Here is a 17,863-nt window from a genome sequence, read left to right as displayed (position 1 = left end):
GAACCATGCGTCATCGTAAAAGTGGACGTCACCTGAGCCGTACCAGCTCTCACCGCAAAGCCATGTTTCAAAACATGGCGGTGTCGCTGTTCCAGCACGAGTTGATCAAAACTACCCTGCCGAAAGCCAAGGAACTGCGCCGCGTTGCCGAGCCGCTGATCACCCTGGCCAAGGAAGACAGCGTTGCCAACCGCCGTCTGGCTTTCGACCGTACTCGTTCGAAAGAAATCGTCGGCAAGCTGTTCAACGATCTGGGCAAACGCTATGCAACCCGTCAGGGCGGCTACCTGCGTATCCTTAAGTGCGGTTTCCGCGCTGGCGACAACGCGCCTATGGCGTACGTCGAGTTGGTTGATCGTCCTGTCGGTGGCTCTGTAGAAGCCGCTGAATAAGACACCAGTTTGAACAGAAGACCGGGCCCAGTGCCCGGTTTTTTGTTATCTGCATTTCAGTAAAGCCAAATGTCAGTGCCAATCATCCGTATTGCCATTCTCGGATTGAGTCGAAGTGAGAAACAGAACCGCCCTCATTTAGGCGGTTTTTCGCTTCTGAACGGCGTAGTTTCCCCGCTTTTTGTCGGTTTATTGCGTTTTTTCGGATGACCTCGTGCGGCGCTTGGTTCAAACTATCGGCTTTGAAGCAGGAGTTCGTTGCGATGTTAGGCCACCCGGAAGTAATCGATTATCTCAACACGTTGCTCACGGGCGAATTGGCGGCTCGTGACCAATATTTCGTTCACTCGCGCATGTACGAAGACTGGGGCTTTTCCAAGCTCTACGAGCGCATCAATCATGAGATGGAAGAAGAGGCACAACACGCTGATGCGTTGATGCGTCGTATCCTGATGCTGGAAGGTACGCCGCGCATGCGTCCGGATGATCTGGATGTGGGCACGACGGTCCCTGAGATGCTCGCCAGCGACCTTCGTCTGGAATACAAGGTACGTGCCGCCCTGTGCAAGGGTATCGAGCTCTGTGAGCTTCACGGCGACTATGTCACCCGTGAAATCCTGCGCGTGCAGTTGGCGGACACCGAAGAAGACCATACCTACTGGCTCGAACAGCAAATGGGTCTGATCAAGTCCATAGGTCTGCAGAATTACCTGCAATCCCAGTTCTGATTCAACGCCCCATAAAAAAGCTCCTGCACGCATGTGACAGGAGCTTTTTTGTTTCCGGTGTCCCGTCCTGAATAAGGTTTACACCTTCTGAACTTTCCTCAGGAGGACTCAATGGATTCGGGTAAAAGGCGCAGCCAGCGCGATTACACGCTAGCCTTTAAATTATCGGTCGTAGATCAGGTTGAAAAAGGCGAGTTGAGTTATAAAGAAGCCCAACGACGCTATGGCATCCAAGGCCGGTCGACGGTGCTGGTCTGGTTACGAAAGCACGGTCGACAGGATTGGAGCCAAGGCGCATCAATTCGAGAGCAGAGGAGCAGGTCCATGACCGAACCAACCCTCCCGCCGACACCCGAGCAGCGGATTAAAGAGCTTGAAGAACAGCTGGCGCTGAGCAACCAGAAGGCTCAGTTCTTTGAGGCCGTCGTCAACGTTCTGAAAAATGACTACGGCGTTTCTGTCGTAAAAAAGCGACCCGGCAAGTCCTCTCGCAAGGGCAAATCCAAGACCTGAGCATTATCAGGGCTTGCCTGTTCATGGGTATTTCGCGCCAAGCGTATTACAAGCGTAATCGCGCTTTTGACGCGAGGGTCTGCCAAGACCAGAGGTGGTGGATTTCGTCCTGGAAAAGCGGCGTCGCCAGCCCAGGCTGGGAACGCGCAAGCTGCACTACTTGATGAGCGTCGAAGCTCCTGCGTCGTTGTGCGTGGGTAGAGATCGTATGTTTACCATCCTTCGTGATGCGCGCGAGCTGGTTCCGCGCAAACGGGCTTATCACAAGACCACTCATAGCCATCATCGCTTCCGTCGCCACCCCAACCTGCTCAAAGAAGGTCCGCAACAAGTCGTGGCCCATGGACCCGAACAGGTCTGGGTTGCAGACATAACTTACCTGCCTACGCAGGAAAGCGTGGCCTACGTGAGCCTTGTAACAGATGCGTACTCACGCAAGATCGTTGGCCATCACGTGCATGAAAGCCTGCATACCCAATCGGTGATAAAGGCACTGGAAAAAGCGGTAGGAGAGCGAAAAACCGATCAGATGCTGATTCATCATTCAGATCGCGGCGTCCAGTACTGTTCCGATCTCTATCAGCAGCTGCATACCAGGCATGGAATCCGGTGCTCGATGACGGATGGCTATGACTGCTATCAGAACGCTATGGCCGAGCGAGTAAACGGGATTTTGAAGAACGAGTTTCTACTCCAACGCCCTAAAGACTTGGCAGATGCAGTGAAAATGGTTGATGAATCAGTGCAGATCTACAATGGGGAGCGGCCACACTTAGCTCTGAAATACAAAACGCCCGATGCGGTGCATCGGGCGTTTTGAGCGTGAAACAGGTGTAAACCTATTTTAGGACTAGACACGGACCTGAATGAACCCAGGTCCTTCATTAGCGTATTCGCTACGCTTTGTCTCGGGTCAACAGAGGCTTGAGGTAGTGCCCTGTGTATGACTGCTTCATCTCGGCAACCTGTTCAGGCGTGCCGGTTGCGATGATCTGGCCACCTCTCGAGCCACCTTCCGGACCGAGGTCCACCAGCCAGTCTGCTGTTTTGATGACATCCAGGTTGTGTTCGATCACCACCACCGTGTTGCCGTGGTCGCGCAGACGATGCAGCACATCGAGCAACTGCTGAATATCGGCAAAGTGCAGCCCTGTCGTCGGCTCGTCGAGGATGTACAGCGTCTTGCCCGTGTCACGCTTGGAAAGCTCGCGTGACAGCTTGACGCGCTGCGCCTCGCCACCCGACAGCGTCGTCGCCGACTGCCCCAGCTTGATGTAGGAAAGCCCTACATCCATCAAGGTTTGCAGTTTGCGAGCCAGCGCAGGGACCGCATCGAAGAATTCACGCGCTTCTTCGATGGTCATTTCCAGCACTTCGTGGATGTTCTTGCCCTTGTATTTGACCTCAAGCGTTTCGCGGTTGTATCGCTTGCTCTTGCACACGTCACACGGCACATAAATGTCCGGCAAAAAGTGCATCTCTACCTTGATCAGGCCGTCGCCCTGGCACGCTTCGCAACGCCCGCCCTTGACGTTGAACGAGAAGCGACCCGGACCATAGCCTCGCGAGCGAGATTCCGGCACGCCGGCGAACAGCTCACGAATAGGCGTGAACAACCCGGTATAGGTCGCCGGGTTAGAGCGCGGCGTACGACCGATCGGGCTTTGGTCGATGTCCACGACCTTGTCCAGATGCTGCAGGCCATTAATGCTGTCGTGAGTAGCCGCTTCAAGCGTTGTTGCCCCGTTAAGGGCTGTCGCGCTGAGCGGGAACAGCGTGTTGTTGATCAGCGTCGATTTGCCCGAACCGGAAACGCCCGTCACGCAGGTCAGCAAGCCAATTGGGATTTCCAGATTGACGTTCTGCAGGTTATTGCCGCGCGCGCCCTTGAGGGTCAACGAGAGCTTCTTGTTGCGCGGCGTGCGTTTGGCTGGCACTGCAATTTTCACGCGGCCTGACAGGTATTTGCCTGTCAGAGAATCCGGGTGAGCCATCACTTCGTCCGGCGTACCTTGTGCAACGATATGGCCGCCATGCACGCCGGCGCCAGGGCCGATATCGACCACGTAATCGGCCAGACGAATCGCATCTTCGTCATGCTCGACCACAATCACCGTATTACCGATATCACGCAGGTGCTTGAGCGTACCGAGCAGTCGGTCATTGTCGCGCTGATGCAGGCCAATAGAAGGCTCATCGAGGATGTACATCACCCCGACCAGGCCCGCACCGATCTGGCTGGCCAGACGGATACGCTGGGCTTCGCCGCCAGACAGCGTGTCCGCGCTGCGATCCAGGGTCAGATAGTCCAGCCCGACGTTGACCAGAAACTGCAGGCGCTCGCGAATTTCCTTGAGGATCTTGTCGGCAATTTCGCCGCGTCGTCCGGTCAGTTTCAAAGTGTCGAAATAATGCGTGGCATCGCCAATCGGCAGACTGGTGACTGCGGGCAAGGTCTTTTCACCTACCCACACATGACGCGCCTCGCGACGCAGACGAGTGCCGCGGCAGTCAGGGCAGGGCTGGGTGCCGAGAAACTTGGCCAGCTCCTCGCGCACGGTCGCCGATTCGGTTTCGCGGTAGCGACGTTCCAGATTCGGCACGATGCCTTCGAACGGGTGCGCACGTTTGACGATATCGCCGCGATCATTCAGATAGCGGAAGTCGACACTCTGCGAGCCGCTGCCGTTAAGCAGAACCTTCTGCATGTCGGCCGGGATTTCCTTGAACGGCACTTCCAGGCTGAAACCGTAGTGCTTGGACAGCGAGCCGAGCATCTGGAAGTAATAGACATTACGCCTGTCCCAACCCCGTATTGCGCCCTCGGCCAGCGTCAGTTCGGCGTTGACCAGTCGCTTAATGTCGAAGAACTGCTTCACGCCAAGACCATCACAGGTCGGGCATGCGCCAGCCGGGTTGTTGAAGGAGAACAGCTTGGGTTCAAGCTCGCTGATCGCATGGCCACAGATCGGGCAGGCGAAGCGGGCGGAGAAAATTACTTCTTCGCCTGGCTCGTCCATCGGTGCGACCAGCGCAATGCCGTCTGCCAGCTTCAATGCCGTCTCGAAAGACTCGGCCAGACGCTGCTGCAGATCTGCGCGGACCTTGAAGCGGTCCACCACCACATCGATGGAGTGCTTCTTCTGCTTGTCGAGCTTGGGCAGCTCATCCAGCTCACACAACTTGCCGTTGACCCGAGCGCGAACAAACCCTTGCGCGCGAAGTTCTTCGAAGACTGAAAGGTGTTCACCTTTGCGCTCGCGAATGACCGGGGCCAGCAGCATCAGCTTGCTGCCCTCCGGCTGGGTAAGCACCAGGTCAACCATCTGGCTGACAGTCTGGGCTTCCAGCGGAATATCGTGATCCGGGCAGCGAGGCTGTCCGACCCGCGCGTACAGAAGACGCAGGTAGTCGTAAATCTCGGTAATGGTGCCCACGGTCGAACGCGGGTTGTGCGACGTGGACTTCTGCTCGATGGAAATAGCGGGCGACAAACCTTCGATCGTATCGACGTCCGGTTTTTCCATCATCGACAGAAACTGCCGGGCGTAGGCCGACAGCGACTCGACGTAGCGGCGTTGCCCTTCGGCGTACAGCGTATCGAAAGCCAGTGAAGACTTGCCTGAGCCGGAGAGCCCGGTAATAACGATCAGTTTGTCGCGGGGAAGTGTCAGGTCAATATTTTTCAGGTTGTGGGTTCGTGCCCCACGTATCAGGATCTTGTCCACTGCGGCCTCGCTTGGCGGGCATAAACGACGGAGTATAAGGCTCCGAGCCATTACGCGGCAAAGCGTCGCGTATGTGCTGTACAACGATGGGACTGGTAGAATCGCCGCCGGTTCACACGAGGTTATTCCATGCACGACACCCACAGCGAGCGTATGAGTAGCGGCGAGACCCGCGCAGCAGGCGGTCTGGCCCTGGTGTTCGCGTTCCGCATGCTTGGCATGTTCATGGTTTTGCCGGTTCTGGCAACCTATGGCATGGACCTGGCGGGCGCGAGTCCTGCACTGATTGGTCTGGCAATTGGCGCCTATGGCCTGACCCAGGCGGTGCTGCAGATCCCGTTCGGAATACTTTCCGACAGGATCGGCCGACGACCGATCATTTATTTCGGGCTGATCATCTTCGCGATCGGCAGCGTGGTGGCGGCCAATGCCGACTCCATCTGGGGGATTATCGCCGGGCGCGTCCTGCAGGGCGCAGGCGCGATCTCTGCCGCAGTCATGGCGTTGCTTTCTGACCTGACTCGCGAGCAGCATCGTACCAAGGCAATGGCCACTATCGGCATGACCATCGGTCTGTCTTTTGCCATCGCGATGGTCGTTGGCCCGGTGATCACCGGCGCATTCGGTTTATCGGGACTGTTCCTGGCAACCGGTGGCATGGCGCTGCTGGGTATCCTGATCGTCGCCTTCGTTGTGCCCAAGGCCAATGGTCCCTTGCTCCACCGAGAGTCCGGGGTTGCGAAGCAGGCTCTGGGGGCAACCTTGCGTCATCCAGACCTGCTGCGTCTGGATTTGGGTATCTTCGTGTTGCACGCCATGCTCATGTCCAGCTTCGTGGCGTTGCCGCTGGCTTTGGTCGAAAAAGCCGGTTTGCCCAAGGAGGAGCACTGGTGGGTGTACCTGACCGCCTTGCTGGTTTCTTTCTTCGCCATGATCCCGTTCATCATCTATGGCGAAAAGAAACGTCAAATGAAGCGTGTTCTGCTCGGCGCCGTGACAGTTTTGATGCTGGCTGAGCTATTCTTCTGGGCATTCGGAGACACGTTGCGGGCACTGGTCATCGGAACAGTGGTATTCTTCACGGCATTTAATTTGCTGGAAGCGTCCTTGCCGTCGCTGATCAGCAAGGTTTCACCGGCCGGCGGAAAAGGCACGGCGATGGGGGTATATTCCACCAGCCAGTTTCTTGGTTCGGCCGCAGGTGGGATACTGGGCGGCTGGTTGTTCCAGCACGGTGGTCTGGATGTGGTGTTCCTTGGCGGTGCAGCCATGGCCGCCGTCTGGCTCGTCTTCGCAGTCACCATGCGAGAACCGCCTTACGTGACCAGCCTACGTCTGCCGTTGTCGCCGCAAGCGCAGCGTGAAGCAGGCCTGGCAGAGCGTTTGATGTCCGTAGCCGGCGTGACAGATGCAGTGGTGGTTGCTGAAGAGGCAGCCATCTACATAAAACTAGACACAAAATTATTGGATCGCGCCTCTCTCGAGAAGCTGGTCAACCCAGCATCAGAAGCGTGCGAAGCCTAGGAGAACGTTATGGCCCGTGGGGTTAACAAAGTCATATTGGTCGGTACATGCGGCCAGGATCCCGAAGTTCGCTACTTGCCTAACGGTAACGCCGTGACCAACCTGAGTCTGGCAACCAGCGAACAATGGACTGACAAGCAGACCGGCCAGAAGGTCGAAAAGACCGAATGGCACCGTGTTTCGATGTTCGGCAAGGTTGCCGAAATCGCCGGCGAATACCTGCGCAAGGGTTCGCAGGTGTACATCGAAGGCAAGCTGCAAACCCGCGAGTGGGAAAAAGACGGCATCAAGCGCTACACCACTGAAATCGTCGTAGACATGCAAGGCACCATGCAGCTGCTGGGTGGCCGTCCACAGGGCGACGCTCAACAGGGCCAGGGTGGCGGCAACTACAACCAGTCTGCACCTCGTCCACAGCCGTCGCGCCCCCAGCAATCGGCGCCGCAGCAGTCCGCACCTCAGCAAAACTACAACCAGCAGCCGCCACAGCAACGCGACTCGCGTCCCGCGCCGCAACAGCAAGCGCCGCAGCCAGCTGCCGATTTCGACAGCTTTGATGACGATATTCCGTTCTAGCCTACATAAAAGTAAAGCGTAAAGGCGATGGATTGTCTGGCAGGAAAAGCCTGAATAATCACCTTTACTCATTAAAAAACCCTCTTCGCCGTAAAGCCAAGAGGGTTTTTTTGACCTGTGCAAGCTACCAAGCGGTAGGCCCAGAACGATTATTGATGGGTGTCGACTTTCTCGGCCGGGTAAAATTCGCCCTCTCGGCCCATTTCTGCCAAACGCTCGCGCACGATAACTTCGGCGCTGGCCACGGCGGCTTTGTCGTCAGGGTTTACCAGTTGCAGGCACAGGCGCCGCGTATTCTGATCGTGGGTGCCTTCGCTGAGCATGTCGTGGGTGAAGACCTGTTCACCACGCCACAGGCATAACTGGGTATGCGTCCCTCCGAGCCATATTTCGTTGATTGAATCGAGGTCGGTGGTGGCCAGTTGGTCCACGGTGATCGTCTTGTCCATTACGCTGTACCTTTCAGTGAGTCGATAAGGGTCTGACGTGCAGGCGCAGCGGGTCGTTCCCGGCATCGGCTGTTTGATCGCGCCAACGGTGGCCGATCAATCAGAAACAGGCAGCGCTCGCTCCAGACAATGCTCAACCACCCAACTCGCGGGCTGTCCCATACGCCCCAGGCAATGACGGTAGATACAGACCGCGTGGCAAGGATCAGGTCGAGATACCGTTTGTAGGTTCCTGCAACCGAGTTATCACGGTCTGCGACAGAGCCGGTGAGTCGGCTGTCATCCACGTCCAGTTCGGTGACGTGGACCGATAAGCCCATATCCCGAACTGCCAGGATGAAGCGCGACAGGCCCGGACCAAATGTGTCTCCAGCACGTAGGTGTGACTGGATGCCAAGACCATGCACCGGTACGCCGCGCTGCTTGAGCCCACGCAGCATGGCGAGTACCGCTGCGCGTCTGCCTTCACCGTAGGGCGTGTCCTTTTCCAGTCCATAGTCGTTGTAGCAAAGCAGGGCGTCCGGATCGGCTTTGTGCGCTGCTTGAAAAGCGATATCCAGATAGCGGGGGCCGAGTTGCTGATACCAGAATGAGTTGCGTAGCCCGCCTGGCTGGCCGTCTTCTGGCTGGATGGCTTCATTGACAACGTCCCACGCGCTGATCAGGCCGCGGTAATGACTGGCGACAGTCGTGATGTGCGCAGTCAGCACATCTTCCGCATTGGTTGATGTAACTGTCCTATGAACCCAGTCGGGCAGAGATCGATGCCAACAGAATGCATGCCCGCGCATGCGCTGATCATGCGCTTTCGCAAAAGCTGCAATGGTGTCGGCAGGCGTGAAGTCATAGCGCTCCGGCTCTGGATGGATCGAGTTCCATTTCAAGGCATTCTCGGGCACCAGGATATTGGCTTGGCGGGCGACCAGATCACGGTAGACCGCATCGTCTTTCAGCTTTGCCGGATCAACAGCGAAACCTGTCCATATGCCTTTTTTGGCTGCGAGCTCACGCAAGGGGGTCAGGGTTTCAGCAGCAGACAGCAGCCTGCTGCCCACGAACGGCGCGCAGGCCAGCAGGCGCAGAAATACTGTCAGAAAACTACGTCGGGTAGGGCGCACTACGCACCAAAAATCCCCATCAACTCTTCATGCCCGACCATTACGGTCATCGAGCCTTGCTTCTGTTCGCCCTCGATTTCACACAGCAACCCGGCCTCACGACAAATTACCGCACCCGCGGCGATGTCCCACAGGCTGGTGAATTTCTCCATGTACCCATCCGTCTGCCCCAATGCGGCAAAGGCCAGGCCGATGGTAGCGCAGCGATAGCCTGCGAGCCCCCAGCCTTGTTGGCGCAAGGTCAGTTGTAGTCGGCCCAGTTCTTCAGCGTCCCAGCGGGTGTTTTCGCCTATGCCGGCAATGCGCAGGTGCTCTGGTGGTTGTGGTCGCACGAAAGGGACGCCGTTGCGCAGCAGGCCATCGCCAGTGCGGGCTGCCAGTGTGTAACCCAGCGCCGGGTAGGCGACAACGCCGATTTCCGGCACGCCGGCCGACATGTACGCGACTGCGATGCCCCACAGCGGTGTGCCGCGCAGGTAGTTGCCGGTGCCGTCGATGGGGTCGATGACCCAGCCGTCGGTGATGAATTCGCCGCCCATTTCTTCGCCGAGGATTGCGTCGTCCGGGAAATGCTTGCTCAGTTCTGCGCGAAGCAACTGTTCCACTTCAAAGTCGGCACGGGAGACAAGGTCTTGCGGGCTTTTGGTGGTGACGTCTAGCGTATGGCGGTCGTTGAAGTAAGCCATGGCCAGGCCAGTGGCCTTTTCTACGGCTTGCATGGCGACGCTGAGTCGGTTGTTCATTGCAGACGGTCTCCGTTTGGCAGGCTCAGCAGGTCCGGGTAGTCGCTGAGTATTGACTGCGCGCCGTGTTCAAGCAGGTAGCGCGCGCGTTCCGGGCTGTTGATGGTCGCAACGGCGAACTCGATGCCGCTGCTTTTCAGGCGCTCAAGGTGATGGTCATCGAGCATGTCGTCAAGTACATGAAGTATTCGACAGTCATATTCGGCGAGCAGGGCGACTGGATCGGCCGGCGCCACTACCGAAGCTATGGCCAGTGGCACGTCGGCCCATAAACGGCGAGCAGCCGTGAGCGAGCGTACTGAAAAACTGGAAACAAATAGTGCTTCGTTGTCGGCTGGCCACAGTCTTTTGAGAATGGGCATGACAACTTCCGCTGTCTCGACGTCATCACCGATGGTCGGTTTGAGTTCAACCTGCAGGCCAAGCTTCAAGCGCAAGGCGCAGTTCACGACCTCTTCAAAAGTGGGGACCTGCAAGCCAGCGAATTCAGGTGCGAACCAGCTGCCTGCATCGAGTTGGCGGATGGCATTCAGGTCATGCAGCACCACAGCGCCGCGACCGTTGGTGGTTCTGTCCAGCAGGTCGTCATGAATGACAACGGGCTGACCGTCGCGCGTCAGTTTGACATCGATCTCGACCCAGCGAGCGCCGCGTTGCGCAGCTGTCTCAAGGGCCAATAAAGTGTTTTCCGGCGCGTAGGCCTTGGCACCGCGGTGAGCGATCAGCGGCGAGCGGACGAGGGGAGCGTGTTTGGGCATGGACGATCACTTGGCGGGTTGGGAAAAGGAGACGAGCTGGCGCTTGCCACTCTCGACATCGAACAGCAAGGGTGTGGCATTGAGCCCCAGTCGGACTTGGGTGCCAGGCATCAGCTGCTGACGCCCGGCAAGGCTGACAACGCAGCGTGTCCCGGCCAGTTGGCAATAGAGCAGGCTGTGGCTGCCGAGGTTTTCAGAGGACTCGACCGTCGCAGTCACACCTTCCTGGTTCAGCGTGAGTGTTTCAGGCCGCAGCCCGAGCAGCCATTTGCCCACGTGGTTGGTGGCAAAGCCGAGTTTGACGGGCAGGCGTTGCCCGTCTGCGAGCATCAGCACGTTGTCTTCCTGACAGGTCACGGGCAGCAGATTCATGGGCGGCGTACCGATGAAACCGGCGACAAAGGTGCTGGCCGGCTGGTCGTAAATATCGGCGGGCGTGCCCACCTGCTCGACGTGCCCCCGGTTGAGAATCATCACGCGATCTGCGAGCGTCATGGCTTCGGTCTGGTCGTGAGTGACATAAAGGATCGTGGCACCGGTCTGTTGATGCACGTTACGGATCAACAGACGTGTTTCGTGACGCAAGGCGCTGTCCAGATTGCACAGTGGCTCGTCGAACAGCAGCACCGGCGGCTTGCGAATCAACGCCCGTCCTATGGCTACACGCTGGCGCTGGCCCCCTGAAAGCTCTCCGGGCTTGCGTTGCAGCAGGTCCAGCAACCCCAGCGAAGCGGCGCAGGCTTGAATGCGCTCATCCCGGTCCTTGCGTGAAACGCCTTCAAGCTTCAGCGCGTAGCCTATGTTCTGGGCCACGCTCATGTGCGGGTAAAGCGCGTAGTTCTGAAAAACCATCGCGCAGCGGCGTTCTTTGGGCGCAAGCCGGGTGACATCGCGGCCACCCATCATGACCTGCCCTTGGCTAACCTCTTCCAGACCGGCAATCAGGCGCAGCAGTGTGGACTTGCCGCAGCCGGACGGGCCAAGAATGACGCTCAGTTCACCCGCCTTGAAGGTCAGGTCCAGACCGTGAAGAACAGGCTCCGCACCGTATGTCTTATGCAGGCCGCTGAGAACGATAGCCGGAGCGCATGCAATGGGGGTGAGGGCGGTCATTTACCGACTCCAATCAAGCCTTTGACGAACCATCGCTGCATGATCGCGATGACGAGGACTGGTGGCAGCATGCTGACTACAGCGGCGGCCATCAGCAGGTTCCATTCGGGGATTTGCGTATTGTCGGTTGGCAGGAAGCTGGCGACACCCAGTACCAGTGTGCGCATGTCCTCACGATTGGTCGCGACCAGCGGCCACAGGTAGTCTTTCCAGGCACCGATAAACACCAGCGTGCCCAGCGCTGCGAAGTTGGTCTTGGACAGTGGCAGCAGAATGTCGATGAAAAAACGCCACGGCCCTGCGCCATCCATTCGTGCGGCTTCGACCAGTTCGGCGGGCAGCGTCTGGTAGAACTGTCGAAACAGAAAGGTACCGGTAGCCGATGCAATCAGCGGCAGCGCCAGGCCGGGGTAGCTGTCCAGCAGATTGATGGTCGGCACCGGGAGCCACTGGATGCCCAGCCATTGCAATACGCTGCGCACTGGGCCGAGCAAATCACTGGCGACCGAGTAAGTCGGAATGATGCGCACCTCCAGCGGCAGCAACAACGCGCCCAGTACGGCGAAGAAAATCACCGAGGTGTAGCGGCTGCGAAAGTACACCACCGCAAAGGCGGTCAGCGCCGAGAGCGTCAGCTTGCCGATTACCACGAGTGTGGCGACCAGCAGGCTGTTGCCGAGCAAACGCAGCAAGTCCAGCCGCTGTGTCACTTGCGCAAGATTTGTCAGCAATTGGTCGCCAGGTATCACTGCCAGCCCTTGGCTGAACAATTGCGAATTGCTGACCGTCGCCGAGCAGAACGCCAGGTACAGAGGCCCCAGCGCGAATATCAGCCCCAGAATCAGCAGCAGGTAGGCGCCTGCGTCGAGCAGTCGGTTGCGCTCGTTCATGTTTTCACCCCGCGTCGCTTGAGGCGCGTCATGAGCTTGAACTGGGCAACGCTCAGCCCTACGACCGTCAACAGCATGAGCACCGAAAGCGTGGATGAACCTGCCAGGTCCAGCCCCATGAAACCGTCGGTGTAAATCTTGTAAGCCAGCACGTTGGTGGCATCGCCAGGCCCACCGTGGGTAAGGGTGTCGACCAGGCCGAAGCTGTTGGACAGGCTTTCCAGCAGGTCGATGACGAACACGAACAGCAGATAGGGCGCTATCAGTGGCAACTGAATATCGAGCATGCGCCGGAACGGGCCTGCACCGTCCAGTGCCGCAGCGGCAAGGTAATCGTCGGGTACTGATTTCAGGCTTGCGACCAGCATCACGAAATTGAACGGCACCAGGCACCACGCATAGGCCACGATCAACAACAGCATGCTTTGCACCGGGCTGGCGTAGGGCGCCCAAGTGCCGGGAGCAATTGCGTTGAGCCAGGCAAAAATGCCCATCACCGGGTTGGCCAGCACGTGAAAGACAATGCCGATGGTGGCGCCCGACACTGCGTAGGGCCAGATCAGCAGGTTACGAAACACAGCGTTGCCGCGCAGTTTCAGCTCAAGGCACAGCGCAAGCACCAACGCGATGAGGATCGAAAGCACCACACTCGACAGGCTGAACACCAGCGTCGAGCCCAACGACGCGAGCACGCCGGGGTCTTTCAGTACACGCCAATAATTGCTCAGGCCGACAAATACCTCGTTGCCTCCGAAGGGCGGTACAAGGTGAAACGACCACCAGACCGCCTGCACCGCAGGCCAGTAGAAAAACAGCCCGAGCGCCAGCAGTTGAGGCAGGGCAAACAGCAGCGCTGTACGTGGCTGAGGAAAGTGTGCGGTCGGCTTCATGGCGTCGCCTCGTCAGTCAGTTGGCTGGCCTGGCTCTGGTGCATCTGTTGAAACAGACTGAGCAACTCGTTGGCGCGCAGGGTTGACTGGTGCAGCGCGTGATCAACGCTTTGTCGGCCTGCGAGTGCGTTTTCCATCTCCTGCGACCAGATCAGGCGCATCAGCGTGATGAAGCCGCAGCGCAGCGGGGTAGATGGCTGGCCATCAATGTCATTGAGTGCAGCCAGGCCGACCGTCACCGCCGACGGTTGCTGCGCAGTGGATTGCAGCGTCGCCGCTGCAGCCTGAGTGACTGGCAAGTAGCCGGTCCGGGCGCTGAACATCAATTGGTTTTCCGGTTGCAGTAAGAACGTCAGGAATTGCGCTACCAATTGGTCATCCTGAACAGAATGCCCACGCATCACCCACAACGAGGAACCTCCGGGAACGTTGGCGCGCCTCTGGCTATTCGCATAGATCGGTAGTGCTGTGACGTCGATATCGGATTTGAGCGTGCTGCTTACAACATTCCAGGCGCCGGTGGAATCAATCAGCATGGCGCAATCGTCAGTGGCGAACGCCAGCGCCTGCTGGCCACTACGGGTTGAGTCCTCGTATCTAACCAGCCCTTCGGCAGCCCATTGAGCAAGGTCATTCATCAGGCGCAAATGCGTGCCTTTATCGAACTGGTAACGATCCGTTCCGTCGACACGTATCGCGACATCAGTACCCTGCGCTGCGCTGGTTTGCTCCAGCCAGATCCACGACGCGAACTCGGTGGCGACAGGGCAGGCATGACCATTTTTCTTCAGGGCACGCAGGGCCGTGGCAAATGCTTCCCAAGTGGCGGGCGGCTGTTGAATGCCTGCTGCGGCCAACGCGTGGCGATGGGTGTACAGCACGGCGGTCGACACAGCGAAAGGCTGTGCTGCCAGAGCGCCGCTATCGTCTGCGTAGTAGCGGCGCAGCGCAGGCAGGAACGTGTCGGTCGAATAGGCTCTCTGATGTTCGGCCATCATGGTTTCGACAGGCTGCGTGGCGCCACCCAGCAGCATGTCCGGCGTGGCTACGTCATAAATCTCCACCAGAGCGGGACCAATGCCCGCTCGATAAGCCGCTACTGTTTTTTGTAACGTCTGCTCGTAGGTTCCCTGGCGGATACAGTGCAGGCTATCGCCTTCTTCATGCTGTGCATTGAAACGTTTGCACAGGTCAGCGATGGCGCTACCGGCCGCACCACCGTGGCTGTACCAGAACTCGGCTGGCGCAGCACAGGTCTGGGCGGCGAGGGGCAGCAGAGCCAGCACGGACAGAATTTTATGGATGAAAGGCATGAGGACACTCACAGGATCTGAGTGTTATTTAATACAGGTAGTGTGTAGTATTTGTGACCTGCGTGGTTTTTATTAAATTTTCATGATTGAGGCGTGTAATCGGCGACGAGCGATACACTGCCCCACACGCATACAGTTTTAACCCTCTTCTGACACGTTGACCCTCATGCCCCTCGACCTTCAAACGCAGCCGCACCCGCTATTGAGCCTCAACGAGCGCAAGTTGCTGGACATCCTTCGGCGGCGTGGCGCCATCACCCGCGCTATCGTATCGACCGAAATGGATCTGGCTCAGCAGTCGGTTCATCGTCTGATCGAAGAACTGATCAGCCGAGGTCTGCTGCGCAGTGGCGAGCGTGTGAAGAACGGTCGCGGCCAGCCCAGCCCGCGTATCGAACTGGTCAATGAAGCGGTGTACGCAATCGGCGTGTCGATCAACACTGACTCGGCGGTGGTCTGCGTTGCCGATCTTGGCTGCAACGTCCTGGAGCAAGTCACCCTGCGTACGCCGCCGTTGAGCCGCAACAGCACGCTGGATTCGCTGGAAAAAACCATCGAGCGCATGCTGCAACGCAATGGTATCGACGCTGAGCGTGTCATCGGAATTGGCTTTGCCATCGCCGGTTTCTTCCTCCAGAACCGCCAGGTCAATGCCCCCGAACCGCTGCGCGACTGGTCATTGATAGACTTGCAGCCAGTCCTCGAAGAGCGCTTCGGCATGCCGGTCTGGCTGGAAAACAACGCCACTACAGCGGCCATCGGCGAAAGCCTCGTGGGGGCAGGGGCCTGGGCGTCCAACTTCATCTACCTGTCGTTCAACTTCGGCTTCGGCGCGGGCGTGGTCATCAACGGCAAACCGTATTTTGGCAGTCACGGCAACGCAGGGGAGATCACCCTGTACAACGATGAAGAGTCGGTAAACCGCCCGGCGTTGCGCTACCTGTTGGAAGAGCTGCACCAGAACGGCGTGCAGGTCGACTCAATCGAAGACCTGCGCTTGCGCTTCGATCCCTACTGGCCAGGCGTGGACAACTGGCTGAAACGCATCCAGCCAACCCTCGACCGTCTGGTCAACGCACTGGCAGGGCTGTTTGACCCTCAGGCCGTGGTGTTTGGCGGGCAGTTGCCACCTGAACTGGGCAGGCGCCTGATTGCCGCTACAACGTTCTGGGGCACCCACCGCTACAACTCGCCACCGCCTCGGCCGCAGTTATTGCTGAGTGAGACCAATGGAGATGCAGCGGCTATTGGTGCGGCGCTAGTGCCGTTGAAAGAGCGTTTTTTTGTTTGATCAAGTGGTACGCGCTCGGGTCTGTTAAGCGGCTTGCAGATAGTCGACGACTACCGGACCTCGATCTCTGCGTGATCAGCGCCGTCGCTTTTTTACCACCAGCGTCATAGAACACGCGCAGAAATGCCTGGTCCGCAAGCTCATGCCGGCCATGCGACTGGCGCAAAGCGTTACCGCTTATGAGTCAAAACGCATATTACGAACGTGTGCTGAAAGTCGTGCTTTTCCTTTTCCAGTTTCTAGCTATGGCAATACTTTTGACAAAGCCTGAATAACATCCGCTGCCATCTTTTCAGCACTGCTCAACCCATCAACTCTAACAATTGGAACTGTTTGCCTGGACAGCCACGCCTCGTGCCACGCCCTGTTGCGTCCTGAAAAAGTCGGGTCGTCATACTTCGATGCCCATTCCCGGAAGGCCAGATGAATCTCATGCATGTCGCCACCTGGCGCGATCCGGTCTCCAAAGCGCTTCTTTTCACGCGCTGCTAATCTTTCAAGGCGAACGGGTGTTGGCGTTGCGACAAACACAATCACGTCGGCGTTGTTAATTAATGCATCTCCCCAACCCATACAGGATCCGGTCAGTACCCAGTTGTCGTCCTCTTGGCTTTGCTGAATCAGGGCCACGCGCTCACTGGGCGCGCGTTTGGTTGTAAAAGGTGGGTCGGTAGGCAGCCAATAGAAGTCATCCACGTCTAGATGACGAAGGCTGAGCAAGGAGGCGAGGGTATGACCCAACGTCGTCACGCCGGCACATGAGGCACCTGTGATGTAGGTCCGCAATTTTTTACTCCATAAGTAACTGCCAGCGTTGAGCAGTCTGCTGTTAATACCATCCAAAGTCGTACATTTTTGTGGATCATCGATTACAGCTTTAGCCGATTTTGTAAAAAATCACTCACTCAGGTCTGAATTTAAGGCGCCTGAAACAGACAGCAAGCATTCGTGAATGCGGTCTGACGAAGTCGCCGCGTCGCTTTCGGTCAGCGGCAGACTTCCAGATATCTCCGCATTACCACCGGGAACATCAGCGACCGCCTGATGGACTAAATTAAGTTACTTCTGCGGCTGTCCCCCAACAGGAATGAAATCGATGCATATTCTTCACATCGCCAGTTCTCCACGCGGGGAGCGCTCAGCCTCCCTGAAATTGGCCTCGCGCTATCTTGAGACGCTAACCTCGCTTCATCCCGGCGCTACCATAGATGTTCTGGATGTCTGGACGACAGAGCTGTTGCCGTTCGACGGTCCTGCCCTGAATGCGAAGTACGCGGACCTCCAAGGCTTGCAAATGAGCCCTGAACAACAGGCGGTGTGGAAGCAGATACATGCATTGAGCGAGCGTTTCCATCTGGCCGACGTCATCCTCTTTAGCGTGCCTATGTGGAATTTCGGTATCCCTTACCGGCTCAAGCATTTGATTGACGTAGTTTCCCAGCGTGGCGTGCTGTTCGAGTTCGACGCCCAAGGCATGCGAGGTCTTCTTAAAGGCAAGAAGGTAGTGGTGTTCGCCACCCGCGGTGTGGCGCTTGGGGAAGACTTCCCTACTGAAGCTTACGATCATCAGGTCGCGTACATCAGAACCTGGGCGCGGATGGTGGGCATCACGACCATTGATGCGGTCCTGTCAGAAGCAACGCTTGCGGATCCTGCAACGGCAGATGCCAATTTTGCTGCAGCGCTGACAGAGGCGTCTAAGCTGGCTACAAGCGTTGTATGAAACGTCAGCGTCTAATGTCGATGGGCAGGGCGCTCTGACCGGGGCGAAAGCACTCGCTGCTACCTAACAAATGTTAGGTAGCCTATTGACGCAGGCCACTTGTCATCCTATGGT

General features: G+C 57.7%; 16 protein-coding genes and 1 pseudogene. 7 read left to right on the top strand and 10 right to left on the bottom strand.

The features are described from left to right. The first annotated feature begins 5 nt into the window (after nt 1-5). The 3 genes and pseudogenes from rplQ to POR16_RS21905 all read left to right on the top strand — a co-directional run bounded on the left by rplQ (nt 6) and on the right by POR16_RS21905 (nt 2,453). On the top strand, nt 6-392 hold the full coding sequence (gene rplQ, locus POR16_RS21915; protein WP_005887099.1) for a 50S ribosomal protein L17: 387 nt from the start codon (nt 6-8) through the stop codon (nt 390-392). A gap of 263 nt (nt 393-655) precedes the next feature. Beyond that, nucleotides 656-1,120, top strand: coding sequence for a bacterioferritin (bfr, locus tag POR16_RS21910; RefSeq protein ID WP_005887100.1), 465 nt, complete (start codon nt 656-658; stop codon nt 1,118-1,120). Between the two features lie 111 nt (nt 1,121-1,231). After that, nucleotides 1,232-2,453: pseudogene (locus POR16_RS21905) on the top strand (IS3 family transposase). 76 nt (nt 2,454-2,529) lie between these two features. Here the strand turns inward: POR16_RS21905 and uvrA are convergent. Beyond that, nucleotides 2,530-5,361: an excinuclease ABC subunit UvrA gene (uvrA, locus tag POR16_RS21900; protein WP_005887106.1), complete on the bottom strand. Its 2,832-nt coding sequence runs from the start codon at nt 5,359-5,361 to the stop codon at nt 2,530-2,532. A 129-nt stretch (nt 5,362-5,490) separates the two neighbouring features. On the opposite strand from uvrA, the gene POR16_RS21895 reads away from it, so the two are divergent. After that, on the top strand, nt 5,491-6,885 hold the full coding sequence (locus POR16_RS21895; RefSeq protein WP_005887108.1) for an MFS transporter: 1,395 nt from the start codon (nt 5,491-5,493) through the stop codon (nt 6,883-6,885). A gap of 9 nt (nt 6,886-6,894) precedes the next feature. Next, nucleotides 6,895-7,461, top strand: a complete 567-nt coding sequence (locus POR16_RS21890) for a single-stranded DNA-binding protein (protein WP_005887110.1) — start codon at nt 6,895-6,897, stop codon at nt 7,459-7,461. Between the two features lie 149 nt (nt 7,462-7,610). Here POR16_RS21890 and POR16_RS21885 read toward each other — a convergent pair whose 3' ends face one another. From POR16_RS21885 to POR16_RS21850, 8 genes are read right to left on the bottom strand one after another with little or no spacing between them, the layout of a single operon-like run. Beyond that, nucleotides 7,611-7,910 carry a hypothetical protein gene (locus POR16_RS21885; protein WP_005887112.1) on the bottom strand — a complete coding sequence of 100 codons (300 nt, stop codon included), beginning with the start codon at nt 7,908-7,910 and terminating at the stop codon, nt 7,611-7,613. Continuing rightward, nucleotides 7,910-9,028, bottom strand: coding sequence for an endo-1,4-beta-xylanase (locus tag POR16_RS21880; RefSeq protein WP_005887114.1), 1,119 nt, complete (start codon nt 9,026-9,028; stop codon nt 7,910-7,912). The genes POR16_RS21885 and POR16_RS21880 overlap by 1 nt, the downstream gene beginning before the upstream one ends. Beyond that, nucleotides 9,028-9,771 carry an inositol monophosphatase family protein gene (locus tag POR16_RS21875; protein ID WP_005887117.1) on the bottom strand — a complete coding sequence of 248 codons (744 nt, stop codon included), beginning with the start codon at nt 9,769-9,771 and terminating at the stop codon, nt 9,028-9,030. Before POR16_RS21875 ends, POR16_RS21880 begins: the two co-directional genes overlap by 1 nt. Further along, nucleotides 9,768-10,529: a glycerophosphoryl diester phosphodiesterase gene (locus POR16_RS21870; RefSeq protein WP_024669019.1), complete on the bottom strand. Its 762-nt coding sequence runs from the start codon at nt 10,527-10,529 to the stop codon at nt 9,768-9,770. Before POR16_RS21870 ends, POR16_RS21875 begins: the two co-directional genes overlap by 4 nt. A gap of 6 nt (nt 10,530-10,535) precedes the next feature. Next, nucleotides 10,536-11,642, bottom strand: a complete 1,107-nt coding sequence (locus POR16_RS21865) for an ABC transporter ATP-binding protein (RefSeq protein ID WP_005887123.1) — start codon at nt 11,640-11,642, stop codon at nt 10,536-10,538. Further along, nucleotides 11,639-12,532, bottom strand: a complete 894-nt coding sequence (locus tag POR16_RS21860) for an ABC transporter permease subunit (RefSeq protein ID WP_005887124.1) — start codon at nt 12,530-12,532, stop codon at nt 11,639-11,641. The genes POR16_RS21865 and POR16_RS21860 overlap by 4 nt, the downstream gene beginning before the upstream one ends. Continuing rightward, complete coding sequence (locus POR16_RS21855; RefSeq protein WP_005887126.1) at nt 12,529-13,422, bottom strand: carbohydrate ABC transporter permease; 894 nt, start codon at nt 13,420-13,422, stop codon at nt 12,529-12,531. The genes POR16_RS21860 and POR16_RS21855 overlap by 4 nt, the downstream gene beginning before the upstream one ends. Beyond that, on the bottom strand, nt 13,419-14,735 hold the full coding sequence (locus POR16_RS21850; protein ID WP_005887127.1) for an extracellular solute-binding protein: 1,317 nt from the start codon (nt 14,733-14,735) through the stop codon (nt 13,419-13,421). The genes POR16_RS21855 and POR16_RS21850 overlap by 4 nt, the downstream gene beginning before the upstream one ends. Before the next feature lie 166 nt (nt 14,736-14,901). Here POR16_RS21850 and POR16_RS21845 point away from each other — a divergent pair, with 166 nt between their 5' ends. Further along, entirely contained in the window at nt 14,902-16,026 is a 1,125-nt protein-coding gene (locus POR16_RS21845) for an ROK family transcriptional regulator (RefSeq protein ID WP_005887129.1), read from the top strand. Between the two features lie 243 nt (nt 16,027-16,269). Here the strand turns inward: POR16_RS21845 and POR16_RS21840 are convergent, their stop codons facing one another. Continuing rightward, complete coding sequence (locus POR16_RS21840) at nt 16,270-16,812, bottom strand: ATP-binding protein (RefSeq protein ID WP_005887130.1); 543 nt, start codon at nt 16,810-16,812, stop codon at nt 16,270-16,272. Nucleotides 16,813-17,122: 310 nt separating this feature from the next. On the opposite strand from POR16_RS21840, the gene POR16_RS21835 reads away from it, so the two are divergent. Continuing rightward, nucleotides 17,123-17,749: an FMN-dependent NADH-azoreductase gene (locus POR16_RS21835; protein ID WP_005887132.1), complete on the top strand. Its 627-nt coding sequence runs from the start codon at nt 17,123-17,125 to the stop codon at nt 17,747-17,749. The last annotated feature ends 114 nt before the right edge of the window (nt 17,750-17,863 follow it).

Source organism: Pseudomonas coronafaciens pv. oryzae str. 1_6, assembly GCF_000156995.2.
Lineage (GTDB): Bacteria > Pseudomonadota > Gammaproteobacteria > Pseudomonadales > Pseudomonadaceae > Aquipseudomonas > Aquipseudomonas tremae.
This window is presented reverse-complemented; position numbering and strand designations above follow the sequence as displayed.